This window comes from Faecalibacterium sp. Marseille-P9590 (genome assembly GCF_017377665.1).
Taxonomy (GTDB): Bacteria; Bacillota; Clostridia; order Oscillospirales; family Ruminococcaceae; genus Faecalibacterium.
In genome coordinates this window covers 12,200-36,511 of the sequence record NZ_JAFREF010000012.1, presented here as the reverse complement: position 1 = coordinate 36,511, position 24,312 = coordinate 12,200, and the positions used below count along the sequence as shown (strand labels likewise).

Below are 24,312 nucleotides of genomic sequence, written 5' to 3'. Positions count from 1 at the left end.
GAAAAGCCTTTTGCAGCTTTTTCGCGATTTTTAATGTTGCGAGGGCTTTTGCTTTTTGGTTTTCCGGAGGCGCATCACCCGCATCACGCACAGCGTGGCACAGGCAGCAGCTGCCGTGCAGGCCAGCGAGATGGCGATGAGCATTCCCGCCGTCCTGGCAGGCTTAACGTCAGAGGCCGTGTCCAGCTCTCTGCCCGCGTTCGCTTCCAGCAGCGCATCCAGCCCGGTGAGTACCGCCGGGACCCGGACACTCGTCGATTCCTGCTTATCGCCGCCATTGACGGTATACACTGCGTACACTTCCGGCGAAGTACCCAGAACGTATCGTTCGGGCAGTTCCAGCGACGCCGAGACGTCCCCCGCCGTCACGCCGTCGGCCAGCAGCAGCCGGACGCCGGGGTCGGTGACGGTCACCTTGCCCAGCGTTCCGCCGCCGCCCACGACTTCCACCTCTCCGGTCAGGCCCTGGGAGGGCAGGTCGGTGTAGCCGGTATAGCGTGCGAAAGCGTAGTCCAGCAGGGTGCGGACGTCGTTGTACTTATCGGTCTTCATCTCGCTCTGCATGGTCACGCAGATGAGGCGGACGCCGTTCTGTTCCGCGAGGCAGACGTAGCTGTAGCGGGCGATGTTGGTGTAGCCTATCTTGGAGCCGCGGATGGCCGGGATGTAATACCGGCTGTAGCTCAGCCGCATTTTGTCCTGCTGGGAGAAATAGCGGGTCACCGGCTGGACATTCGTGGGCGCCATGGTGTACATCTCGAGCCGGGTGAAAATGGTCTCAAAGCCCGGCTGAGTCAGCGCCCATCGCAGAATTTGAGCCATGTCGTAGCAGCTGGTGTAGTGGTCATCGCCGCTGATGCCGTGGGGGTTGGCGAAGTGGGTGTGCTCGAGGCCCAGCGCCTGCACTTGGGCATTCATCGCGGCCACGCCGCCCTCGATGGTGCCGCCGCCGAAGTATTCGGCCAGCAGATTCGCGCCGTCGTTGGCACTGGCGATCATGGTTCCGTAAAGAGCGTCCTGCAGGGGGACTTCTTCCCCCTCCCGCAGGGCGATGTGGCTGGAATCGGTGCCTGCGAGGGAGTAGACGTCCTCGTGGGAGACCGTGAGCTTCACGCCGTCCCAGTTTCCCTGCGCCTTCTGGCAGGCAAGGCCCAGCGTCATCACCTTGGTGATGGACGCCGGGTGCAGTTCTTCGTTCATATTCTGCTGTGCCAGCACGAGGCCGGTGTCTGCATCAATGATGCAGTAAGCCTCCGTCGTGGTCAGAGCCGGACCCACCGCCCCGGCAGACAGCGCCGTGCAGAGCAGGAGCAACGCTGTAAGAAGTGCAGCGATGTATTTTTTCATTCGATCAATTCTCCACAAATCTTCATAGATAAACTTAGTATACCACACTTTCCCCTGCCTGAAAAGACACCTTTCATCCACACGGACATTGCAGCACCGGCTGTAATTGCCGCCCTTCCAGCGCCGCTTCCAGCGTCTGGGGCAGCAGCTCGAACCGCGCCTTGAGGCTCTGGGGCTTGGTGTTGGGGTCATCCTGCCCGTAAGGCACAAAATAATAGTGCTTGCGCTGGTAGAGCCGGGCGATGTTCTCCCCGGAAGCGCCCAGCCCGTCGTTTGTCGAGACAGCGATGACGATGGGACAGCCCACCCGGAGCAGACTCTTCGCCGCCAGCGTCACCGGCGTGTCGGAAAGGCCCTCGGCCAGCCGGGCCAGCGTGGCCCCCGTGCAGGGCGCGATAACGAGGGCGTCAGCCAGATGCCGTGGGCCGAGAGGCTCCACCGCCTGCAGGGTGTCCAGAACCGGACGGCCCGTCAGCCCTTCCAGCTGATGCCGCCAGCCGGAGGCCCGGCCAAAGCGGGTGTCCTGCCCCGCCGCAAAGCTCATCACCGGCAGAAGTTCCCACCCCTGCCCCCGCAGCGCACGGGCCGCATCCAGCGCCGCTTCCAGTGTGCAGAAGCTGCCGCAGACCGCAAAGGCCGCGCAGCGTCGTTTCTTCTCTATCATGATGCTTCCTCCCTCTGCCCGATCATATCGCACACTGTCCGGGCCACTGCCTCGCCTGCCGTCTCGGGCGCGCAGGCGGCGGGCAGGCTCAGCGCATGGATGGCTCTGTGGCCCAGCCGCCGGGCCGCGTCGAAGTCGGTGCCGCCGGGGCGGGACGCCAAATCTACGATAAAGCTCTGCGGCCGCAGCCGGGCCAGCACTGCCTCGCTGAGCACCGGCGCAGGCACCGTGTTCACCACTGTATCAAAAGCCGGCGCTATCTGCCCGAGCCGGTCGATGGGGATGCTCCGCAGCCCGAAGCTCTCGGCCAGCGCCCTCTGGGCCGGGCGGCGGGCCGCCGCCGTCACCTGCGCCCCCAGCGCCGCCAGCCGGACGCCCAGCGCCTGCCCCACCGGCCCGAAGCCGGTCAGCAGGATGCTGCTGCCCCAGAGGGTGCGGCTGCGCTCTTTCATCAGGATGCCGATGCACCCTTCCGCCGTGGGGATGGCGTTGCGGATGGTCAGCTCTTCCCGGGCGAAGTAGTCTACTAGTTCTACCCCGGCCTCGGCGGCGATGGCTTTCGCCTCCACCGACAGCATCCCGCCCAGCGCCAGCGTACCGGGCCTTGCGGCCCGCAGCAATTCGGCCAGCGGCGTCCGTGCCGCGTCCAGCGGCAGGGGCAGCAGGATATAATCTGCCACCGCTATCATCTCCGGCCCGCCCACACTGTACCCGGCCCGGGCCAGCGCCCGGGCCGCTGCGGCCTGCCGGGCGTCGCCGCCCACCACCGCAAAGCATTTCTGTCCTTCCACTGCAAGGCCCCCTCCCACATACTCGGTGTGCCATCCTATGCAGAGGCTGTGCCGAGGGTGCAAAAAGGCCCGGCAGACACTTTACAGCATCCGCCGGGCCTTACTTTTATTTGGGATTCAGGAGTGCGCCTCAGCGGCCGCAGCTCTCGCCGCTGCAATGGTCGCAGTCCTCTTCCAGCTTGCCCACGATGGGTTCCGGGTCGATGCCCTGACGACGGTAGTAGTCGGACAGAGCGGACTTGACGGCCTGCTCAGCCAGAACAGAGCAGTGGACCTTGATGGGAGGCAGACCTTCCAGAGCCTCGACAACGGCCTTGTTGGTCAGCTTCAGAGCCTCGTCAATGGTCTTGCCCTTGATGAGGTCGGTGGCCATGCTGCTGGTTGCGATCGCAGCGCCGCAGCCGAAGGTGAGGAACTTGACGTCAACGATGACGTTGTTCTCGATCTTGAGGTACATCCGCATGATGTCGCCGCACTTGGGGTTGCCGACTTCACCCACGCCGTTTGCGTCGGGGATCTCACCCACGTTGTGCGGATGTGCAAAATGCTCCATGACCTTTGCGCTATACATACCTGCCATTTTAGTTTTCTCCCTTCAGGCTGAAGTGACGGGCCGTGTTCTGGCCCTGCAGCCACATACAACTCATAGCACGACGGCGGGGAATGACTTCCTCCAGCACATCGCACAGATATTTCGCTTCTTCCATCGTGTTCTGCGGGCCAAAGGTGAACCGCATGGAACCGTGGCCGATCTCTTCCGGCACACCGATGCTCAGCAGCACATGGCTGGGGTCAAGGCTGTCGGAGTTGCAGGCAGAGCCGGTAGAGGCGCAGATGCCGTGCATATCGAGGTCGAGCAGGATGGTCTCGCCCTCCAGACCCGGGAAGCTGATGTTGGCGTTGCCGGGCAGACGATGCTCAAGGCCGCCGTTTAGACGGGCCTCGGGGATGTTCTTCAGGATGCGGTCGATGACGTAGTCACGCAACTCCTTCTCGTGGGCCATGCGCTCTTCCAGATGCTCGGTCGCCATCTCGAGGGCCTTGCCCATGCCAGCGATGCCGGCGACGTTCTCAGTACCAGCGCGGTGGCGTGCTTCCTGGCTGCCGCCGTCGATGAGGTTCTGGGGCCAGATGCCCTTGCGGCAGTACAGCGCGCCCATGCCCTTGGGGCCGTTGAACTTGTGAGCGCTCATGGACAGCATATCCACGCCCAGCTCCTTGACGTCCACGGGGATGGCACCCACAGCCTGAACCGCATCGGTGTGCATCCAGACGCCGTGCTTGTGGGCGATCTCAGCGATCTCCTTGATGGGCTGGATGGTGCCGATCTCATTGTTGGCCATCATGATGCTGATGAGGGCGGTGTCGGGGCGGATAGCAGCCTCGACATCCTCCGGACGGATGTAGCCCTCCGTGGTGGGCTTGATATAAGTGACCTCGAAGCCCAGACGCTCGAGAGCGGCCATGCTGTGCATGATGGCGTGGTGCTCGAAAGCGCTGGTGATAAGGTGCTTCTTGTTCTGGCGGGCCTTGGTGAAGGCAGTACCCTTCACAGCCCAGTTGTCGGCCTCAGAGCCGCAGCCGGTGAAGAAGATCTCGGACGTGGAGGCGTTGATGGCCTTTGCCACCTGTGCGCGGCCCTTGTCCACGAACTCCTTGGCCTCATAGCCCACACTATAATGGCTGCTGGGGTTGCCGCAGGCGCCGTTCAGTGCCTCGACCATCACAGCCAGTGCTTCGGGAGCGCAGGCAGTGGTAGCAGCGTTATCCAGATAAACCACTTTTTCTGTGTTTTCCATAGGAATGGTTCCTTTCTGCTAAAATACGGGAGCACCGCGCCTTCCAGGGGGCCGGGGCGCTGCCCGCATATATTCCATTTGACGGAATAGTTATATCATATCATTCCCTAGTATGTCAATGGGAATACTCGAATTTCGTGATTCAGTCACATTTCCGGCCTTTTCCGGTGAGTTTTCCCAGCAACACCTTCCATTTCGGGTAGCCCCAGCGCTTGTCTTCGTCGAAATCGTCGGCCAGCTTCCACGGGAAAGGGCTGCCGTCGAAGTAGAGATTTCCCGCTTCGTCCACGCGGTCCAGCTTTCGGGGCAGATAGTCCTCGTCGTAGTAGCTCTTGCGGCGGTCGGGCAGCGCCCAGTGGAGGGTGCCGTCGGCGTCCATCCCCTCGGCCCAGACGCCGAATACAAAGGTCGCCGCCTCGCCGTAGCAGTGCTGCTCCATCCGGATGGCACCGTCGTAGTAGAACTTGATGACTTCCAGCGTGCCGGACTCCTTTTTGCCGTCTTTGCCCAGCGTGGGGCGGTAGTCCTGCTGGTAGCGGCAACCGCAGTGGGTGCCGGCGAACTGTTTGGCGGTAAACATCTTCTGTCCTTTCTGCTTCTGCGCGCGCCGATGGCGCGGGGCGGGTTTTATTCTTTCGGTCAAATGGCTATGCGCTCCGCGCGAGCCAGAGGCAGAGCCGGTTTTTTCTTTAAGCTGGTTCTCGCGCTGGTGGCGCGGGGCTGGTTTTTTCTTTTGGTCAAGTGGCTTGCGCTCCGCGCGGGCCAGAGATAGGGAGGGGTGTTTCGAATCCCCCCTCCCTACCTCTGGACTCCACTCTCCCCGCAACGAGTTAAGGGCTGCTCGCCCTTAACGATTCCGAAGATGAGGTCGAAACGGAAAAAAGCTAGTCGCTGCGCTTAACGCTTTTTTCTCGTTTCTCCAATTTGCTGCTTCGCAGCAGACTTTACGCCCTTGCTGAACGTAAAGTTCTGCGAAAGCGTAACACCATCGGCGGAGCCGTAAACCGGAGAAGCCCAAAAAATGCGTTTAGCGAAGCGGCTAGCATTTTTGGGCTTCGACTTCCCCTTCGGGGTCTGAAAGGGGCGAGCAGCCCCTTTCTCGTGGATCCAGCGCGTCGAAATCGCTGGTGCTTTTCTGGTTCTCTTTTGGCACGCAAAAGAGAACTTAGCCCAGCGAAAAAGCGCTCTACCCCCGCGCCACCGGCGCGAGAAAACGCTCTCCATCACATTAGAAATGTCCCTCAAAGTCCCCTTCAATTTCATAGGGCCAGCTGAGGATGCCGCCCAAATCATAGATATTGGTATAGCCCAGCGCATCCAGCTTCTGGACGGCGTCAGCGCTGCGGCGGCCGGTGCGGCAGTAGACCAGCCAGGGTGCGTCCTTGTCGGGCAGCACCTCGGCAGCGCGGCTCATCACCTCACCCAGCGGCAGCAGCTTTGCGCCCGGGATATGGCCCACTGCGTACTCGTCCGGCTCCCGCACGTCCACAGCCTGTGCCTTTTTCGCGTCCAGCAGACGGATGGCGGCTGCGGGCTCGATCTTCTGTATCATAAGTGTCTCTCCTTATATCTCTTGTTGCATCATCTTATGATAACAGATATTTTTTGTTCTAGCAAGATGACTTTTCGATATTTCCGCGTCCGGAGCAAAAGGCAGGTTTTTTCACTTTCCAAAAGCGGGTAGTCGTGGTATACTGGAAGGCAAGCAAGGAGAGAACCGCTATGAAATTTTCCACCAAGAGCCGCTATGCGCTGCGGCTGATGGCCGAGCTGGCCCGCTACGCCCCGGGTTCTACCGTCTCGCTGAAGGAGATCAGCGAGCGCCAGCAGCTGAGCCTGAAATATCTGGAGCAGATCGTCACCCCGCTGGCCCGCGTAGGCCTCGTCAAGAGTGAGCGCGGCAGTCAGGGCGGCTACCGCCTGACCAAAGCCCCCGCCGACTACACCGCCGGTGAGATCCTGCGCGCCATTGAGGGCAGCGTTGCCCCCATCCCCTGCCTCGGCAGCGAGACCAACGAATGTCCCATGTCTGACCAGTGCTTCACTCTGCCTTTCTGGGCCGGGCTGGACGATGTGATCAACCAATACATCGACAGCGTCACCCTCGAGCAGCTGGCCCAGAGCCTGCCCGCCGTCAAAGAGGGCTGCGGCTGCTGCGGCACCAAGTCCTGATTTTTCCACCCCGGGATTGACTCCGCGTCCAAAAAAAGGTATACTATCTAAGTATCACCGCCGGGGTGTTGCGCAGTTGGTAGCGCGCCTGCTTTGGGAGCAGGAGGCCGCGAGTTCGAGTCTCGCCACTCCGACCAGACAAAAATAATCCGAACTTATTTCCAATAGGAGATGGGTTCGGATTATTTATTTTCTTCGGAAATCTCAATAGAGGTTCCCGGCAGAAGATGAAATCCGAAATCATAGATTGACCGATACAAACTAGACAATGATTTCAGGAGGACAGGATTATGAAGTACGATGCAAGAGCTTGCAAGTTTAACATGGACACCGGGTGCGTGGAGTTGCTACTCCGGGATGGGCGCAAAATTTCCATTGATTGCACCGGGGGCGAGGATGCGCTGGATGTCACTATGGCGCAGAGGGCAGAATTGGATTACCTCATCTACAACGACCCGCTGGCGTATGCTGAACTGATTCTGAACGGCGAACCGGAGGAATATTTGAAGAACGTGGCTGGGAGTCACGGACTAGAGGACTGAACGCAAAAACAGAGTGCGCCCTGCCGGACGCACCCTGAAAAATCCACACACGATAAGTAAGGCAGGGAGTTCCCCATCGGGAACTTCCTGTTTTTCTTTGCCGGAGAGATGAGCCTGTTCTGCCTGCCACGCAGCAAACTCCCGCTGACCTTCCTCGCTGTTCCAGCAGGCAAGAATCGCCGGGTAGAATGCCCGTGCCAGACGTTCGATGGCTTCATCGGGATAGGGGGAAGTGTTTGTGGACTTTTTCTTTTTGTTCAAACGCACGCTCCTTTGATCGTCCCACCGCAGCAAAGCCGGGCAAGAAAATCAAAGTTCCAATTTTTATCAGGCGCAAGGGCGCAGATGGCTTCCGCCCTGCACTTGCGGCTGGTGGCTCGTTGATGGCTTACAAGTGCCTGTCGTTATGCGACTTTTTCATCGTTCAGCAGTTCTTCAAACTGTGCCATATATGCCTTGTGCTGTTTGAGAATCTTCGTGGTCTCCACTTTCACATAGGCATCATCAGGCACCTTGGGGAGATACTTCATCAGGAAATCAACATCCTGCTGGATTCGCCGGACGGCAGCTTCCAGTGCAGAATAGTTGATTCCGTAGATTCGTTTCTGCGGAGCAGGGCGGTCCTCCGGGTGCAGAATCTCGTGCACGATCTGTTTGCGGTTCGGAAAATCTGCTCTGGCAAGACGGTGCATATCGGCATCACGGACTTTGAACTGCCCGGACAAGATTTTCTCCTGCATACCGGGTATCATCTGATCCATGATCTGAACGCCTCGCATGAACTTTTCAGAACGGGCAACATAGGATTCGCTGACATTGTGTTGCTCCGCAATCTGCTTACGGACGCTGTTTTCCGTAGCAGTGGGAGGAATTGTGTCATTTTGACACAATTCCTCTTGAACAGATTCCTGCGTGGCTGTCGTGTACTGATTGTTGCCGTTTCCACCGGGCTTTCGATGCTCTACACTGTACTGTTTTCCAATGAGAAACTTCTTCTGCTCCGGCGTGAGGTTGCGCCGCCCCAGCTGATTCTTGCAGATCCATGCGAGGACTTCTTCTCTGCTTTCAAACGGGAGCGGCATGGTGGAGAAAGAGATTTCAGGATGCTCCTGAACGATTTCATAACGATTATGACCATCAACAAGTGTGTTGTTCCACACGATCAAAGGAGAGAGCAGCTTGCCTTCCTTGAGGATGTTTTCTTCCAGCTGCTTGTATTCATCGTCCGTCAGCGGCGGAATCTGATTCTGGAACTCCGGGTCGATTTTCAAGTTGATCATACGCACACTCCTTTATCTCTCCTGCTGCGCCGGTTCTTCCTCCCGGAAAAAGGACGCAACATTCTGCTTTGCGGTTTTCAGCTTGAACAGTTCTTCCTTGGCTTCCTTGTACTGTTCGTAGAACTTTGCCTTTTCGGATGCCAGCTGCGCATACTCAGCTTCCAGCTTTTTCGGGTTGGGCAGCTTAGTGATATCGTTTGCCTTGAAATAGACTGCTGCCGCCCGGTACGCTGTCAGCTCTGCACGGTGCTGCTCCTCAAAAGCTGCGGGTCGCTTGGCGGTCTTGAACTGCTGTGCGATGTTCTTGGTGCTAGCGTAGGCTGCGACGTGATAGCGCAGCTCTTTGTTGGCCTTCATGCGACCTTCGAGGTCTTTCACCACCGCCAGTGCGTCGTGATACTTGGTTTCCAGTTCAGCGATGCGCTGGCTTAGAGCGTCCTCGTCGGTCAAGCCCTTTTCCTGCAGAAGATTCACGGTCTGTGCCATAACTTTGAGATTGTGTTTCGTGAGCCAACGCTTATAGCCAATGCCCTTGCCCTGCTTCAGCTTCGCTTGGATGTCGATCAGTTTCCTGATGACATCCTGCTTGGACTGCACCTTGGGTTTTCGTTCGGAGTTTGCCTGCAACGTGGAAAGCACTGCTGCCTTGTCGAATCTATCGCCGAGATGTTTCGCTCGGATGAACTTTGTTCTTCCAGCAGGCAGATAACTTAGGCATCCGCGACTTTCCTTGACGGCAATGCCGTAATGCTGCATGAGTCTATCGGAAAAATCCTCAAAACTCACAGCGCGATACAGCACCGAAGAAATCTGTTTCCGCAGGGTATCTTTTACGGTTTCAAACTTCTTCTGCCGGGGCGGTTGTCCAGCTGCGGTGAGGGCTGCGTTCTCACGGTCAAGTTTCAACTGGCCACGCCTACGCGCCCAATACTCAGCTTCGCTGACACGCTCTTTCGAGCCGTTGAGCAGGTCAATCTGGTACAGTCCGGCACCCTCACACAGCTCCATGACCTCAACACGCAAGTGCCGCATGGTCTGGGCGGTGCTGGAATGCTTCATGCCCTCGCGCCAGTCGCGGGGCTTCTGCATATAGGGTTTGCGCTCCACTTCTCGTGTTCGGATGCTGCCGATCACGATGTGGACGTGGATATTTCCCGAATGGTTGTGCCCATCCGGGTGAGTGCAGACGATGGCGGGATGACCGGGAAAGTTTTCTTTGCAGAACTGCAAACCGAGGGCTTGCGCTTTCTCCATGGTCAAGCCGTTTTCAACTGCATCCCGTGGGTCAAAGCTGATGATATACTGGTGGCTCTTGATATCTTCCGGGTGGTTGTTCTTGTTGTACTTTCGGTTTGCCAGCAGACAGGCAGTTGCAAACGAGAAATCGCCGCACTCAAGGGTGTCGAGCAGGTACGAATCCCGCAGCTTCGGCTTTCCCTGTTCATCCAAAAGTGGCTTCCCGGTGAACGCATCATGCTGGTAAACGAGGTACGTTTCGATGGCGGTGTAGTCCGAGTTTTTAGAGCTTATATGCTTGAGCGTTGCCATACAGTTCACCCAGAACTTTCTCGGCGTGCAGCCGAAATGCGGTCAGGTCTGCAAGTTCGTCAAGGAGTTTCGCCCGGATCTGCTCGGTGTCTGCACCGCCGGAATTGAAGTGCCTTGCAAGCTGGTTGAGGTTGCCGCCCACCTTGCTGCACTGGGCAAGCAAGGTGGAAACAGCGGTCAGGGTTTCTTCTCCGCCGCCTGCAACGATGACCGTTTTCTCGATCTTGACGTTGTGGATGGCACGGCGGATAAAAGTGGAGAGGGAGAGATTCAGGAGTTTGCAAGTGAGTTCCAGTGACGTTTTTTCCTCCGCTGTCACACGGAACTTGATGATGTGCGTTTTGTTGTTCGGCGTGTCGTGGCGGTGGGTCGTGCTAGGATTTGCTTTGACATTCGTTTTGGTCATTGTACCTCCTGTCTGTTCGATAACTCCTCGGTGAAGTTATGTAAAGCACGACACGCCGTTGCTGTTCGCACCGTCAGGTGCGAACCATGAGCAGGGTTTGGGGCAGGCACGCCCCAACAAGATCACTTCGGAAATGCAGACGCATTGAAGAAGTGAAGTCCCGGAGGAACACAAGATTTTCAAGAATTGAAAATTTGTGGCCACGGGACGGTTCTTGCCCTCTACCGCTGCGCTCAAAATCAACTTTCGACAAATGTTTCCGAATTGTTAAGGCGCAAAAATAAGTAGAGGTGGTGCTGCTCATGTAAGGGGGTCACCGTTTACTCCGAACGAAGTTCCTGCCCCTGTTTTGCAGCGGCGTTGTCCGGCTCGCCCACAGAAAGTGTAAGGTCATGGCACGGTATCACGTTCAGACGGCTTATGAAGGATTCAAGGTACAGCTTCCCGGAAAAGAAAAATACCGCCCACGCAGCGCAGCGATGGATTTTGTCGGGTGAATCGGCGGCAAAATGAATCGGGTGTGTTGCGGGACGGTACGTTCTTTCCGAGGTGATTATCCGCTGAAAGTGGTGGTTATCACGGTGAGAACCACCACTTTTTCAGCAGGATTTGGAATAAAGGGTATCATGGAAGCGTGGGTACGTCAAGATGGTTTTGCAAAATTTATCACGATAAAGCGACAATAGTAAGACTTCTGTTAAAACAGTTATTCTTTGTCGATAGTTTCTTTCCTCATCATTCGTGCAAAGTCAGCCAAAAAGAAAACCGGGCTGCTCTATTCATAAATGAAAGAACAGCCCGGTTGAAAGGGAGAACGCTCCTATCAGCCCATCAGTGCGCTCCACGCCATACTGAAAGGCATCACTAGGATCAAGGCAGGCATCAAGTCAACGAGGGGAACTGACTTGATTTTAGAGACGCGGAAACCCGCAGCCATTGTTAAAATGCCGCCGCAAGCCGACAAATCCGCAAACATTGTGGAGGTCAAATAAGCGGATAAAGTGCGACCAACCATGTATACGACAAGAAGAATCGCACACTGCGGCAAAGGAATTGCGCATATGGATTTACCCAAGGAAGCCGCAAAGATCATTGCCGTGAATCCATCAAGAACAGCCTTGGACATCAATAGGCTTGGATCGCCTGTGATGCCCTCTGTCAGAGTGCTGTACCATCCAAAGCCGGAACAGCAGAACAGCGCGACCGCTGTGATGTAAAATTCCATATCAATGTCCTCCCCACCAAGATGGAGTACCCGAACAAGGTTATGAAAAAATTTACTTGTCCACTGTTCAAGATGCAGAAGATGGCCAATCGTAAAGCCGACCAGAATCGCTAACACGACCGCAGTCATTCCAGATGCTTTGATAATGGAATTGACACCGATTGCAATGGAACAGAAACCGAAAAGAGTCGGCAGATTGTCTTTTAGTCCCCGCGGGAGAATCTTTCCAAGATATGTTCCCAGTAGACCGCCAAGCAGCACGGCGGCACAGTTTGTCAAAACCCCAATCGGCATATGTCAACCTCACATTCTTTCTTGTTACCAATCTTTTACCGCACCGTCAAAGGCACGGCGGGCAGCGTTGCTGCCACGTTCCCTCGCCGGATAAAGCTCCTCAGCATCATCTGCCAGCTCCACGCCAATGCCGGGAGCATCGGGGATGAGCATACAGCCGTTCCCATAACGCAGCGGCTCCTTGACCATCTTATCCTCTGCACCGTTCAGACAGAAACCGGGAAGTTCCTGAATGCCCAGATTCGGAATGGAAGCGCAAATCTGCAAACAGGCCGCCGTAGAGACCGGGCCAAGCGGATTGTGCGGAATCACTAGAACATCATGTGCTTCTGCCAGTGCAGCAATCTTCTTGCTGGTAGTGATGCCGCCCACAGCGCACACATCGGGACGGATATACTGGCAGACATGGCGAGCCATCAGCACTTCGCACTCACGCAGGTCAATGGCACGTTCGCCAGTAGCAATCGGCACACCGATTTTGCTTGCAACTTCGGCCATAGTATCTACATTGTCCGGCGGAACAGGGTCTTCCAGAATCATCGGACGGTAAGGCTCAACTGCACGACCAAAAGCGACCGCCTCCGGCAGTGTCATGCCGCGATGAACTTCCAGAATGAAATCGAAATCAGGGCCGACCGCTTCCCGGCAGACACGCACCTTTTCAACTTCCCGCTCGATGCGGCTGGAAAAGAACTCGCCCTTGCCGTCCGGAGAACTTGTGGGGCCGTTGCAGAAAATTTTAGCCGCAGTAAAGCCCATCTGCTGCAACTGCTGATACTGTGCAGCCAGCTCATTCTTATCTTCCGTGATGTGCATCACCGAAGCATAGACGCGCACCTTATCACGGGTCTTACCGCCCAGCAGTTCATAGACAGGAACACCCAGTGCTTTGCCTTTGATATCCCACAGCGCAATGTCAATGGCAGAAATTGCGCTCATGATGACCGAGCCACGGAAATAGACCGACCTCAGAAAATTTTGATTGAAATCTTCAATTCGGAAGGGGTCTTTTCCAATGAGATAGTCGGCAAATTTTTCAATTGCTGCTGCGGTCGCCTGCAGATAGCCCCAGTTGCCCGCTTCGCCCAAGCCCACGATACCAGCATCGGTATAGACTTGAACAAACAGATAATGCTTGGCAAAGCGCAGTTTTACATCTGTGATCTTCATGAATTATCCTCCTGCAAATGTTCCCGGAAGAACTGGATATGTTTTTTGAGTGCGCGCTCCCAACCGGGAGTGCGGTTTGTCGTGAACCCGTGCATGGCTTCCGGGATCCGCTGTGCTGTTACGCAGACACCTGCCTTGACCAGACGCAATGCAAAAGCTTCTGTATCGTCTCTCAGACTATCCTCGCCTGCGGAAAGGATAAGACACTCAGGAAATGCAGCAAGTGCAGTCTCATCTGCCTTGAGCGGCGAACACAGCGGATCGGCAGGATCGGCATCGCCAACATAAAAATCGGTATACAGTTTCTCCGTCTGGGCGCGTTTGACCCAGAATTCGTTAGTCTGCAACTCCGGTGAGAGCCGATTTACAGGATCGACCGTGTTGTCCACAGGAAAATATTCAAGCAATGCGCAGCAGGGCTTCAGGTGATGCGCTTCCGCATCTTTGATAAGTGCGGCAGCGACAAGATTTCCGCCTGCGCTGTGACCAGCCAGCACGATTTTTTGAGGGTCGATTCCAAGTTCTTCCGCATGATCAAAGGCGTAAGCGATGATACCGTACGTCTCCTCGACTGCTGCCGGAAACGCCTGTTCCGGTGCAAGGCAGTAGTCCACATCCCAGACAAGGCAGTTCAGCTGCTCCATCAGGGTGCAGCAATAGCGGCGGTCACGGTCAGTGCGGCCCTTGATAAAGCCGCCGCCGTGGAAGTTCAACAGCAGGGTTACTTTGGCAGGCAGATGTTCCGGACGTTCCTCGAACACATGGACTTTGCGGCCATCGGCCACTTCGACCCACATTTCTTTTTCGGTGCCGGGCAGAGCGGCCAGCTCTTCCGGGCTGACCGGACCAAATCGGTCGCGGCTGCGCACGGTATTGGCCATAGCGACTTTTTCTTCTAACGTCATAGGATTTTGCGCTCCTTTTCACAGGATCAGAATGCAGGAAGCACCGTCATGGTGTAGAAAATATAGACGAAGGGTAGGATCAGCGTGATGAGTGCACCGCTCTTGACGATGGCTTTCAGGTCGTAACCGCCGTCTGCCATGCACATGGGCACTGCGGGGGTAGCCATCGGGGTCAGGAAGGCAGTCAGAGAACCGGCATTGACAAGAATCACAAGGCCGGTGGGATTTGCGCCCAGAGCGGAGCAGGTCAGCAGGCAGATAGGAACGAAGACTGCGGAGACAGAACGGTTCAGCATGAACTGAGTGAGCAAGAAGGGGATGATAAAGAACAGGGCACCGAGGACATAGTTGTTGTGAGTACCACCAACGACTGTTGCCAACGTCTGACCGATCATGTCACCTGCACCGGTATTGGTCAGTGCAGTACCCAGAGCCAGTGCGCCGACAAAGAGCATCAGCATATCCCAAGGAATATCGCGGAGAGCGGACTTCTGATCGACTACGCCGAACAGAACCATCAGCAGACTGCCGACCAGCGCAACGAACCAAGTGGTCAGATGCAGCTGAGGTGCAAAGATCAGGCAAATAATCGTTGCAAAGAACAGGAAGATACCAATCTTATCCACAACAGGGCTGAGCTTCTGCTGAGCTTTGCCAGAATCCTTTTTCTCCAGTGCCTCAATGGGAACGACCGGCTGCTTCGGAGTAAACTTCGGGCCAAGGAAAATTGCCCAGAGAGGAACAACGATAAGGACAGGCCATGCGGCGATCGTAAAATCAATGGGACGGACACTCATTCCAGTAAAGCCATAGGTTTCCATGAAACCAGTGAACTGACCAGCCATCTGGATAGAGGTTGCCAGTGGAAGGATACCGCAGCAAGCCACACAGACGACCATAATGGGGAACATATACTGCGTACGGCTGTTTCCGGTCTTGTCGCACAGTGCTGCCAGCAGAGGGCTGATGATCGCATAAACGACCATGGGGCTGGAAATGAAGTTGGTGAGCAGAACTGCCAGAAGGATGTAACCAAAGTAAGCCATTTTGAAGCTGCCATGCGTCAGCTTCATGATGCTGTTACACATACCGTCCACCAGAGAGGTACGGCGGAAACCCGCTGCTACAATAAACATACATGCCATCAGCAGGGTGTTCACATTAGAAAAGCCGGACAATGCACCGGCATCATCAATACAGCCGGTGATGTACAGGGCGGCCATTGAGATCAATGCAGTAAGCCACATGGGGATCTTGTTCAGCATATAGCTGACCAGCGTTGCCGCAAAGATCACCATACAGATGATCATTTGAGTATTCATAGATTTGTTTTCCTTTCCTGATATGAAAACGGTTCGATTTCAATTCGCTTGCTGCCCGGGCAGGCTCATTGTGGACATTTTAACAAAGCAAATTTACTCTGTCGATGCAAAAATTTGTATCTTTTGGCACCCGTACAGAAATCAAATCTTGTCAGGAAAGCTATGACATCCTGAAATATCAGAATAAAATCCAAATATTTCCCCTGTGCGCTTTGCCAAATCGAGAGACTCTCCCTTAGTCAAAATGTCAAATTCTAAGTAAAAAATTTATTGATAGGCCTCAAAAAATCAGTTGACAGGAGATATTTTATCGTTTATTCTGAAAAAGACGATTCACCAATGGAGCACACTCCAAAGATTTGACATAGGGAAAATATTTGGATTTTGGGAGAGAAAGAGATGGATTTAGCCAATTACAAAATGGAATGGCCGCGTGAGAGGCTTACTGTGCGATGCTTTGCACACGATATCATGAATTATCGTTACCACTGGCATCCAGACGAATATGAGCTTAACATTTTGCTGCATGGCAGTCAAGAGTACTGCCGTGGAACGCAGAATGTTGTACTGGAGGAGGATGACGTTCTGCTCACTCCGCCGGGAGTAGGACACGCCTCCTTTGGTCAACAGGCAAATACTACTGCCATCGTCCTGCATTTTTCAGCTACAGCGATTCGTCCATTGCTTAAAAAGGGTGGCGTCTACCACTTTCCTTCCTGTCTTTCAAACGCTGGAACACACACAGAAGAACGCTACCGTCATATTCGATTTTATGCCAGCCAGATTTTCATGCTGATGCAGCAGAACAGTCCATATGCACAGCTGGCTGTCAAGGCAAGCCTCGACTTGCTGCTCGTTATACTATGCACAGAGTTTGAGCCACAGCGATTGAACGAAATGCCGGAAGATGAGCAAAGACGTTCTGCAATTCGCCGCCTTTTAGCATATATTGAAGAACATTACGCAGAAAAGCTCACTCTTGAAAATCTTGCAGATTTTGCCCAGTACAACCGAACCTATGTTTCAACCCTGTTCAAACAGGTGGTTGGTGTTAATTTTCATGAATATCTGAGCCGTGTGCGCTTCCAGCACGCTTTGAGTGACTTGGCATTGACCAATGATGGCCTGACAGATATTGCTTTGCGCAATGGTTTTGCCGATTTGAAAACCTTTAATGCACGTTTTCGCTCCACACTGCACCGCACACCCACCGAGTATCGTGCGCAGCTGTCCCCCGATCGGGTGATGCGAGTCGACAGTCGTAAACTTCTTCCGTCCGAAGACCCGATTTTGCAGGCCAAATTGCGAGCATATCTAAAGGTAGGGTGCTAAGATGGCTGAAATCACCGGAGTGGCTGCTATTTCACATTGGGATATCTTTCAAAATTGTCCTTGCAAACCCCTATGAAGTGTGGTATATACATTATACGAAACAACATCCTGAATGAACGACCTACCGTTCGATGATATATAAAAGAAAGGTGCTTGCTATGAATGCTGTGATTTATGCCCGCTATTCCAGTGACAACCAGCGCGAAGAATCCATCGAAGGTCAGATTCGGGAATGCACAGCCTACGCAGAAAGAAACGGTATCACGGTGGTCAGGCACTACATTGACCGTGCATTCTCCGCTAAAACAGATCATCGCCCGGATTTTCAGCAAATGATTCGGGACAGCAACAAAAAATTGTTTGAAATCGTTCTGGTCTGGAAGTTTGACCGCTTTGCCCGGAATCGTTTTGACAGTGCGAACTACAAGATGATTCTGAAAAAGAACAATGTACACCTGATATCGGTCATGGAGCCGATTGCTGAAGGCTCGCAAGGTATTCTTGTGGAAACACTGCTGGAAGGCATGGCAGAATACTACTCTGCTGAGCTATCTGAAAAGGTCATCCGTGGTCAGACGGAAAATGCCCTGAAAGGCAAATGCACAGGCGGCACCGGAACGATTGGCTATAAAATCGACGCAGATAAGTTCTATCGTATCGACCCACTGGTCGCTCCACTTGTATTAGAGGCTTTTCAGCGCTACGATAATGGTGAGAAAATCGTTGAGATTCTGAACTATCTCAACGCAAAAGGCGTTCGTAATATGCTGGGTGGAAAGCTGACGTGCAGCAGCATGAACACCATGTTGAAGAACCGCCGTTACATTGGAGAGCTTTCTTTCCGGGATACCGTTGTGCCAGATGCGATTCCTGCTATCGTCCCGAAAGACCTGTTTGACCGTGTTCAAAAGCGTTTGGAGAAAAACAAGCGCGCACCGGCTCACGGAAAGGCAGATGAGGAATACTTGCTGACTACCAAGCTGTTCTGTGGCAAGTGCGGAGCATTGATGTTTGGCGAAAGCGGAACAAGCGCCACTGGACGAACCTACTATTACTATAAATGTGCTACTGCCAAGCGGCGCAAAGGCTGCAATAAGAAAACCGTACAAAAGGAGTGGCTGGAGAATCTGGTCGTCCAAGAGACGATGAAGCTGATTCATGATGATGCAGTTATCGAAAGAATCGTTCAGCTGGTCATGGATTTTCAGAATCAGGAGAACACTACGATTCCGCTCTTGGAAAAGCAGCTCCGAGAGGTGGACAGGAAACTGGACAACCTGATGAAAGCAATCGAGGAAGGCTTATTCACCCGAACGACCAAGGAACGTCTGGATGCCTTGGAAGCTCAGAAGGATGAGCTGACTGCAAAAATCGCTGATGAAAAACTGCGAAAGCCATCCTTCAATGCCGATTTCATCCGGTTCTGGCTGATGAAATTCAGAAAGTTCGATATATCGCAGCAAAAACAGCGCAAAGCACTGATTGAGATTTTTGTGAACGCCATTTTCCTGTATGATGACCGGATGCTGATCACGTTCAACTACAAGGATGGCTCTCAAACCATCCGCTTTGAGGATGCCTTGACTACCACAGAAACAGTGGGAAATAGTTCGGATTTGTCCGGCTCTGCTCGATAAAAGGAAAAACCGCGAAGAGCTGCAGGAACATCTGCGCTTTTTGCGGTTTTTGTTCTGTATTTTTGCTTAAAAGCCGACTGGAATGCACATAAAAAGTGTGATATACTTATCTCACAAACTAACCAAAATCAGGAGGTATCCCGCCATGCCCAGACCCAAAGGAAGCAAGAATAAAGTCAAGACCACTAAAGTGACCGCCGACTTCGCCGCACAAATCGCAGCAAAGCAGGAAGAGAAATCCGCCGTGGAGGCTGAGATCCTGAAAGTGGCTGCCAGCATCGAAGAGCTGAAGACCGACGTCAAGTCGCTGAACGCCGACCTGAAAGCCAAAAAGGCCTCTGTCAAGAAGCTCGACAAAGAAGTAGCCAAGCTGGAAGCCAGACAGGCCGCTGCCGCCCAGAAAGCCGCCGAGGCATCCAAGAAGGCCGAAGCCGAGGATGTGCTGAAAAAGCTCCTCGCCAGCGGTGTGAGCGCCGACGAAATTCTTGAGAAGCTGAAATAATATGATTCGTGACATCTGCAAAGACGAGCTTTTTCTCGCCCGAAAAGCCGCGCCTGCCCTGCCGGAAGACCTGCCCATCGCGCAGGACCTGCTGGAAACGCTCATCGCCCACAAAGACGGCTGCGTCGGCATGGCAGCGAACATGATCGGCGTCGCTAAACGCATCATCGCATTCGAGAGCGAGGACGGCTATCTCGTCATGTTCAACCCGGTCATCCTCAAAAAGTCCGGGCCGTATGAGACGGAGGAGGGCTGTCTCTCCCTCACCGGCACCCGAAAGACCAAACGCTGGCAGACCATCAAGGTGCAGTGGCAGAACGAAAAGTTCCAGCCCCGCATCAAGACCTTCTCAGGCTGGACAGCAGAGATCATCCAGCACGAGCTCGACCACTGCGACGGCATCATTATCTGAGATAACAAGCGGGAATGCTGCAAAACACAGCATCCCCGCTTGTTTGATTCCCTCTAAAATATCCAAAAGTTTCACGTTTTATCTATTGATTTCCTTTTTCAGGGATGGTATCCTTATCATCAGTCATTTCGACCCGATCCTCTGAAACAGGAGTTATTCTATGAAGAAAAAATTGATTTCCCGCATCGCTGCGGCAGTCGGGATGTGTGTTGCCGTTGCAGTTGCGATCCCTGCTGTCTCCGTACTCAATATGTTCCGCTCTGTGTCCATCGCTGCCGAGCCTTCTGACGTATCCAGTTCGTCCGAAGCCGCATCCGAGAGCGCCGACGCATGGGACCAGCTCTTGACCGACACCAGCAACAGTGAATTTGCCTCTGTCATCGAGCTCGTCGCAGAGGAAAAGGCTGCCTCGGAAGAAGCCGCTGCTTCTGAGGAGGCCGCCGAAAGCGCCCCTGCATCCAGCACTTCTGCTGACAACAACTCTTCCAGTGCAGCTTCTTCCTCCAAGGCGACATCCGAGGCATCCTCCACCGGGCAGACTGCCGCACAGGAGCCGACTGCCTCCCATCCGGCTGCTTCCTCGTCTTCCTCTTCCGCTCCCACCCCTCAGAACGAGTGTGACGCACAGCTTGCACAGTATCTTCTTCAGATGGAAAAGCTGCAGAAAAAGTTCCAGTCGCAGCTCTATTCTGTCATCTGCGACGCCTACGATGAGTACATGGAATACCCCGCCGAAAAGCACAGCCTCGGTCTGAAAGTCTCCATCGTTGTTTCCAAAGGCGGCAAGCTGACCTCCATGCAGAGCGCCTGCGACAAGGAATTCAATGCGCTGCTGTCGGAGATGCGCACCTGCCTGCGGGAGAATGGCCGCGACCAATCCCTCGCCGACAATGCACAAAAGGCCTACGAGAGCGCCAAGGCATCCATGGTCAAGGAGCTGAAAAACGTAGTCTACAACACTGCCGTCGGAAACGGCAGCGGTGGCTCATGGATACAGTCCCATCGCAATATGGCCTGAGTGCACAAAGATGATACGACAAAAGCCCTGCGGCACGCCGCAGGGCTTTTCTGCTGTCTGATTTACTTAGGCTGACGGCCGATATAGGCGAGAATGCCGCCGTCGGCGTACAAAATCTGACCGTTCACGAAATCGGAGGCGTGGGAGGCCAGGAAGACGCAGGGGCCGACCATATCTTCCGGGTCGCCCCAGCGGCCCGCCGGGGTCTTGGCGGTGATGAACTGGTCGAAGGGGTGACGGCTGCCGTCGGGCTGGACCTCACGCAGCGGGGCGGTCTGGGCGGTGGCGATATAGCCCGGACCCATGCCGTTGCACTGGATGTTGTACTCGCCGTACTCGGAGGCGATGTTCTTGGTCAGCATCTTGAGGGCGCCCTTTGCGGCGGCGTAGGCGGAGACGGTCTCGCGGCCCAGCTCGCTCATCATGGAGCAGATGTTAATGATCTTGCCCTCGCGCTTTTCCATCATATCAGGCAGGACAGCCTTGGAGCAGTTGAACGCACCGCCCACATGGACGTCGATGACCCGCATGAAGTCGGCGTGGCTCATCTCGACCATCGGCACCCGCTTCATCAGGCCGGCGTTGTTGACCAGGATGTCCACCGGGCCGACCTCGGCCTTGATCTTCGCCACCATCGCGTTGACGGCGTCCTCGTCGGAAACGTCTGCGGCATAGCCGTGAGCGTCAATGCCGGCGGCTTTATAAGCAGCCATTCCCTTCTCAAGGCTGGCCTCGGAAGAGCAGTTGAAGCAGATGGTGGCACCGCACTTGGCCATGCCCTCTGCGATGGAGAAGCCGATGCCGTGCGCACCGCCGGTGACGAGGGCGACCTTGCCCTTCAAATCGAAAGCCGATAAATCCATTGTATTCCTCCGTCAAAGTTAAATATTTAGCAAAACGCCCCGCATCGGTCTCCCGATGCGGGGCGTTGTATGGTGTACTTGTTTAGCGCAGGTCGGTGGTAGCGATGTTGTCCATGTCGTCAAACTCCATGTTCTCGCCGCCCATTGCCCAGATAAAGGTGTAATTGGAAGTGCCTACGCCGCTGTGGATGCTCCAGGAGGGGCTGATGACAGCATCCTCGTTATGCATCACGATGTGGCGGGTCTGCGTGGGCTCGCCGCACATGTGGAACACCACCTGCCCCTCGGGCAGTTCAAAGTAGGTGTAGATCTCCATCCGGCGCTCATGCGTGTGGCTGGGCATGGTGTTCCAGTTGGAGCCGGGCTCCAGCTCGGTCATGCCCATGCTCAGCTGGCAGGTCTTGAGCACGTCGGGGTGGATGAACTGATTGATGGTGCGCTTATTGCAGGTCTCGACGCTGCCCAGAGGACGGTGATTTGCATCAGCCATCTTGATGAGGCGGGTCTCGTAAGAGCAATGTGCCGGAGCGGAGACCATATAGAATTTTGCCGGATGCTCGGGGTCTGCGGAAGCAAACGTAACTTCCTTGGTACCCTGGGTGATATACAGGCAGTCCTTATAGCCCAGCTCGTACTTCACACCGTCGGCCACCACGATGCCCGTGGAGTCCTTGCCGATGTTGAACATACCGATCTCGCGGCGCTCGAGGAAATAGTGGGTGCCAAAGTTGGCCCAGACGTCGATGCCCTTGTCGATGGAGACCGTCTCGTGGACAGGCATACAGCCCAGCGTGACCATGCGGTCCACATGGCTGTAGACAGCCACGACTTCATCCGCCTTGTACAGGCCGGTGATGAGCATCTCGTCGCGCATCTCCTCGGTGGTGTAGCGCTTGAAGTCTTTCTGGTTGCAGGAATAACGGATATCCATAGCGGATCTCCTTTCCTGCTTAGCGCTGGATACGGCCGGAACCGTCGCCGCCAGCCAGCTTCTCGACCTCGGAGACAGTCATCATGTTGTAGTCGCCCTCGATGGTGTGCTTCAGAGCAGAAGCAGCAACAGCGAACTCAACAGCATCCTGAGTGCTCTTGCCGTTCAGCAGAGCGTAGATCAGGCCGCCGCCGAAGGAGTCACCGCCGCCAACGCGGTCGATGATCTTCAGCTCGTACTTCTTGGAGAAGCAGTACTCGTTGGAAGCGACATCGTACAGCATAGCGCTCCAGCCGTTCTCGGAAGCGTTGTGGCTCTCACGCAGGGTGATAGCGACCTTCTCGAAGTGGAACTTGTCAGCCAGCTGCTTGGCGACGCTCTTGTAGCCCTCAGCGTTCAGCTTGCCGCCGTAGATGTCGGTAGCCTCAGCCTCGATGCCGAACACGTCCTTAGCGTCCTCCTCGTTGGAGATGCAGACATCAACGTACTCGCACAGCTTGGTCATAGCCTCACGAGCCTGGTCACGGGTCCACAGCTTGCCGCGGTAGTTCAGGTCGCAGCTGATCTTCACGCCGTGAGCCTTAGCAGCCTTGCAGGCCTCCAGGCAGATCTCGACGACATTTGCGCCCAGAGCCGGGGTGATGCCGGTGAAGTGGAACCAATCGACACCCTCGAAGATCTTATCCCAGTCGAAATCGGAAGGCTGAGCCAGCTGGATCGCGCTGTTGGCACGGTCATAGATGCAGACAGAGCCGCGCTGAGAAGCGCCCTTCTCGTTGTAGTAGATGCCGACACGGTCACCGCCGCGGGTGATCATGCTGGTATCGACGCCGTAGCGGCGCAGGCTGTTGACAGCGGCCTGACCGATAGCGTGTGCGGGCAGCTTGGTGACGAAAGCTGCGTCCAGGCCGTAGTTAGCCAGAGAGACAGCGACGTTAGCCTCGCCGCCGCCGAAGGTGAACTCCAGGCTGTTGGCCTGAACGAAGCGCTCGTAGTTGAAGGGCTGCAGACGAACCATCAGCTCGCCAAAGGTAACGACTTTCATAGTGTTTCTCCTTTATGTTTGTATCATCGGATGATCCCGCCGCGGCGGGTCTTGACGGAAAATTCAGACTCAGGCCTGGACCAGGTGGAATGCGAAGCCGGCGATCTCGCCTTCCATGTAGCAGGCGACGGTCTTGCCGTTCTTGACATTCTTGCTGTCGAGGTCGAACTTCACGCCGCGCTGAGACAGGTGGTAGATAGCGCGATCGACGTTGTTGCAGCCGATGGCGATGTGGCCGTTGGTGCCGCGGCCCGGCTTCTTCATGATCTCAAACTCCTTGTTGCCCACGAAGATGCTGGAGTTGCCCGGAGTGACCTTCATGTTCAGCATGGTGGAGATGAGACCTGCGATCTTGGCAGCCTCTTCCTCGTTGCCGGTGTTGATGCCGACGTGGATGAGGTGCAGGCCCAGCATGGTGTCAACAGCTTCCTTGCTCTGAGCGGTGATCTTTGCCCAGTCGCCGGCCTTGATGACGTCGCTCTTGCACATCCAGGTGCCGCCGACAGCGAAGATCTGGTCATAGCCCAGGTAGTCGTTGACGTTCTTGGCGTTGACACCGCCGGTGCACATCCAGCGAGCGCCCTTCAGGGCAGCGCCGATGTTCTTCAGCATACCAACACCGCCGTTTGCCTCAGCGGGGAAGAACTTCAGAGCCTCGCAGCCCATGTTCATAGCCTGCTGCATCTCGCCTGCGGAAGCGGTGCCGGGCATCATGATGCCGCCCTTGTCGATAACGTGCTTGCAGACCTCGGGGTCGAAGCCGGGAGCAACGATGAAGGAAGCACCAGCAGCCATAGCGCGGTCAGCCTGCTCGCAGGTCAGGACAGTGCCGGCGCCCAGCAGCATCTCGGGCATCTCCTCGTGGATTTTGCGGATGCACTCCTCAGCACAAGCGGTGCGGAAGGTGACCTCAGCTGCGGGCAGACCGCCCTCAGCCAGAGCCTTGCACAGGGGCAGGGCCTCGTCTACGCTGTTAAAAGCAATAACAGGGATAATGCCGATCTGATAGACCTTTTCTACGATGGGATTCATAACGCATTTCTCCTTTTTAACATTTGCATGAACTCCTGCGGCTGAGGGCCCCGATGGGCATACCTTCCCCACCGC

The 24,312-nt window shown here is 55.2% G+C and carries 26 protein-coding genes and 1 tRNA gene; 8 read left to right on the top strand and 19 right to left on the bottom strand.

What is annotated here, in order from left to right; translation table 11 throughout:
- Positions 1–30 precede the first annotated feature (30 nt).
- The 7 genes from J3349_RS11875 to J3349_RS11845 form a co-directional block, all read right to left on the bottom strand.
- On the bottom strand, positions 31–1,347 hold the full coding sequence (locus tag J3349_RS11875; protein ID WP_207677563.1) for a serine hydrolase: 1,317 nt from the start codon (positions 1,345–1,347) through the stop codon (positions 31–33).
- A gap of 73 nt (positions 1,348–1,420) precedes the next feature.
- The gene (locus J3349_RS11870) at positions 1,421–2,011 is read right to left on the bottom strand and encodes a dipicolinate synthase subunit B (RefSeq protein WP_158397925.1); all 591 of its coding nucleotides are present in this window, start codon (positions 2,009–2,011) and stop codon (positions 1,421–1,423) included.
- Positions 2,008–2,802, bottom strand: a complete 795-nt coding sequence (locus tag J3349_RS11865) for an NAD(P)-dependent oxidoreductase (RefSeq protein WP_207677562.1) — start codon at positions 2,800–2,802, stop codon at positions 2,008–2,010. Before J3349_RS11865 ends, J3349_RS11870 begins: the two co-directional genes overlap by 4 nt.
- A gap of 130 nt (positions 2,803–2,932) precedes the next feature.
- Positions 2,933–3,382, bottom strand: coding sequence for a Fe-S cluster assembly scaffold protein NifU (gene nifU, locus J3349_RS11860; RefSeq protein WP_158395948.1), 450 nt, complete (start codon positions 3,380–3,382; stop codon positions 2,933–2,935).
- A 1-nt stretch (position 3,383) separates the two neighbouring features.
- On the bottom strand, positions 3,384–4,601 hold the full coding sequence (locus J3349_RS11855) for a cysteine desulfurase family protein (RefSeq protein WP_158395946.1): 1,218 nt from the start codon (positions 4,599–4,601) through the stop codon (positions 3,384–3,386).
- Between the two features lie 142 nt (positions 4,602–4,743).
- A complete protein-coding gene (locus tag J3349_RS11850; RefSeq protein ID WP_149794918.1) occupies positions 4,744–5,181 on the bottom strand; it encodes a hypothetical protein in 438 nt (145 codons plus the stop codon).
- Positions 5,182–5,829: 648 nt separating this feature from the next.
- A complete protein-coding gene (locus J3349_RS11845; protein WP_015565276.1) occupies positions 5,830–6,153 on the bottom strand; it encodes a rhodanese-like domain-containing protein in 324 nt (107 codons plus the stop codon).
- Positions 6,154–6,323: 170 nt separating this feature from the next.
- Here J3349_RS11845 and J3349_RS11840 point away from each other — a divergent pair, with 170 nt between their 5' ends.
- The 3 genes from J3349_RS11840 to J3349_RS11830 all read left to right on the top strand — a co-directional run bounded on the left by J3349_RS11840 (position 6,324) and on the right by J3349_RS11830 (position 7,315).
- A complete protein-coding gene (locus J3349_RS11840) occupies positions 6,324–6,773 on the top strand; it encodes an Rrf2 family transcriptional regulator (protein WP_158395944.1) in 450 nt (149 codons plus the stop codon).
- Positions 6,774–6,834: 61 nt separating this feature from the next.
- A tRNA-Pro gene (locus J3349_RS11835) sits at positions 6,835–6,910 on the top strand.
- A gap of 153 nt (positions 6,911–7,063) precedes the next feature.
- Complete coding sequence (locus J3349_RS11830) at positions 7,064–7,315, top strand: DUF6061 family protein (protein WP_207677561.1); 252 nt, start codon at positions 7,064–7,066, stop codon at positions 7,313–7,315.
- Here J3349_RS11830 and J3349_RS14105 read toward each other — a convergent pair.
- The 8 genes from J3349_RS14105 to J3349_RS11790 form a co-directional block, all read right to left on the bottom strand.
- Positions 7,304–7,582 carry a transposase gene (locus J3349_RS14105; protein ID WP_347565012.1) on the bottom strand — a complete coding sequence of 93 codons (279 nt, stop codon included), beginning with the start codon at positions 7,580–7,582 and terminating at the stop codon, positions 7,304–7,306. The genes J3349_RS11830 and J3349_RS14105 overlap by 12 nt on opposite strands.
- A 137-nt stretch (positions 7,583–7,719) precedes the next feature.
- Positions 7,720–8,595, bottom strand: coding sequence for a hypothetical protein (locus tag J3349_RS11820; protein ID WP_156075124.1), 876 nt, complete (start codon positions 8,593–8,595; stop codon positions 7,720–7,722).
- 12 nt (positions 8,596–8,607) lie between these two features.
- Positions 8,608–10,143 (bottom strand): relaxase/mobilization nuclease domain-containing protein, encoded by a 1,536-nt coding sequence (locus tag J3349_RS11815; protein ID WP_207677559.1) that lies wholly within the window; start codon positions 10,141–10,143, stop codon positions 8,608–8,610.
- Positions 10,115–10,549, bottom strand: a complete 435-nt coding sequence (locus tag J3349_RS11810) for a plasmid mobilization relaxosome protein MobC (RefSeq protein WP_117477403.1) — start codon at positions 10,547–10,549, stop codon at positions 10,115–10,117. The genes J3349_RS11815 and J3349_RS11810 overlap by 29 nt, the downstream gene beginning before the upstream one ends.
- A gap of 823 nt (positions 10,550–11,372) precedes the next feature.
- Positions 11,373–12,068: a DUF554 domain-containing protein gene (locus J3349_RS11805; RefSeq protein WP_207677553.1), complete on the bottom strand. Its 696-nt coding sequence runs from the start codon at positions 12,066–12,068 to the stop codon at positions 11,373–11,375.
- Between the two features lie 24 nt (positions 12,069–12,092).
- Entirely contained in the window at positions 12,093–13,238 is a 1,146-nt protein-coding gene (locus J3349_RS11800; protein WP_207677552.1) for a mandelate racemase/muconate lactonizing enzyme family protein, read from the bottom strand.
- Positions 13,235–14,143: an alpha/beta hydrolase gene (locus J3349_RS11795; RefSeq protein ID WP_207677550.1), complete on the bottom strand. Its 909-nt coding sequence runs from the start codon at positions 14,141–14,143 to the stop codon at positions 13,235–13,237. The genes J3349_RS11800 and J3349_RS11795 overlap by 4 nt, the downstream gene beginning before the upstream one ends.
- A 26-nt stretch (positions 14,144–14,169) precedes the next feature.
- The gene (locus J3349_RS11790; protein ID WP_227621475.1) at positions 14,170–15,465 is read right to left on the bottom strand and encodes an SLC13 family permease; all 1,296 of its coding nucleotides are present in this window, start codon (positions 15,463–15,465) and stop codon (positions 14,170–14,172) included.
- 399 nt (positions 15,466–15,864) lie between these two features.
- On the opposite strand from J3349_RS11790, the gene J3349_RS11785 reads away from it, so the two are divergent.
- The 5 genes from J3349_RS11785 to J3349_RS11765 all read left to right on the top strand — a co-directional run bounded on the left by J3349_RS11785 (position 15,865) and on the right by J3349_RS11765 (position 20,366).
- Positions 15,865–16,797: an AraC family transcriptional regulator gene (locus J3349_RS11785; RefSeq protein WP_207677548.1), complete on the top strand. Its 933-nt coding sequence runs from the start codon at positions 15,865–15,867 to the stop codon at positions 16,795–16,797.
- A 158-nt stretch (positions 16,798–16,955) separates the two neighbouring features.
- The gene (locus J3349_RS11780; protein ID WP_207677546.1) at positions 16,956–18,434 is read left to right on the top strand and encodes a recombinase family protein; all 1,479 of its coding nucleotides are present in this window, start codon (positions 16,956–16,958) and stop codon (positions 18,432–18,434) included.
- Between the two features lie 145 nt (positions 18,435–18,579).
- The gene (locus J3349_RS11775; protein ID WP_207677540.1) at positions 18,580–18,936 is read left to right on the top strand and encodes a hypothetical protein; all 357 of its coding nucleotides are present in this window, start codon (positions 18,580–18,582) and stop codon (positions 18,934–18,936) included.
- Position 18,937: 1 nt separating this feature from the next.
- Positions 18,938–19,348: a peptide deformylase gene (locus J3349_RS11770; protein ID WP_158395940.1), complete on the top strand. Its 411-nt coding sequence runs from the start codon at positions 18,938–18,940 to the stop codon at positions 19,346–19,348.
- A 160-nt stretch (positions 19,349–19,508) separates the two neighbouring features.
- Positions 19,509–20,366: a hypothetical protein gene (locus tag J3349_RS11765; RefSeq protein ID WP_207677538.1), complete on the top strand. Its 858-nt coding sequence runs from the start codon at positions 19,509–19,511 to the stop codon at positions 20,364–20,366.
- Positions 20,367–20,428: 62 nt separating this feature from the next.
- Here the strand turns inward: J3349_RS11765 and J3349_RS11760 are convergent, their stop codons facing one another.
- From J3349_RS11760 to eda, 4 genes are all read right to left on the bottom strand, one after another.
- Entirely contained in the window at positions 20,429–21,229 is an 801-nt protein-coding gene (locus J3349_RS11760; protein ID WP_158395936.1) for a gluconate 5-dehydrogenase, read from the bottom strand.
- 82 nt (positions 21,230–21,311) lie between these two features.
- On the bottom strand, positions 21,312–22,160 hold the full coding sequence (kduI, locus tag J3349_RS11755) for a 5-dehydro-4-deoxy-D-glucuronate isomerase (RefSeq protein WP_149794910.1): 849 nt from the start codon (positions 22,158–22,160) through the stop codon (positions 21,312–21,314).
- 19 nt (positions 22,161–22,179) lie between these two features.
- Positions 22,180–23,205, bottom strand: coding sequence for a sugar kinase (locus J3349_RS11750; protein ID WP_149794909.1), 1,026 nt, complete (start codon positions 23,203–23,205; stop codon positions 22,180–22,182).
- A gap of 69 nt (positions 23,206–23,274) precedes the next feature.
- Positions 23,275–24,237: a bifunctional 4-hydroxy-2-oxoglutarate aldolase/2-dehydro-3-deoxy-phosphogluconate aldolase gene (gene eda / locus J3349_RS11745; RefSeq protein WP_158395934.1), complete on the bottom strand. Its 963-nt coding sequence runs from the start codon at positions 24,235–24,237 to the stop codon at positions 23,275–23,277.
- Between the last annotated feature and the right edge of the window lie 75 nt (positions 24,238–24,312).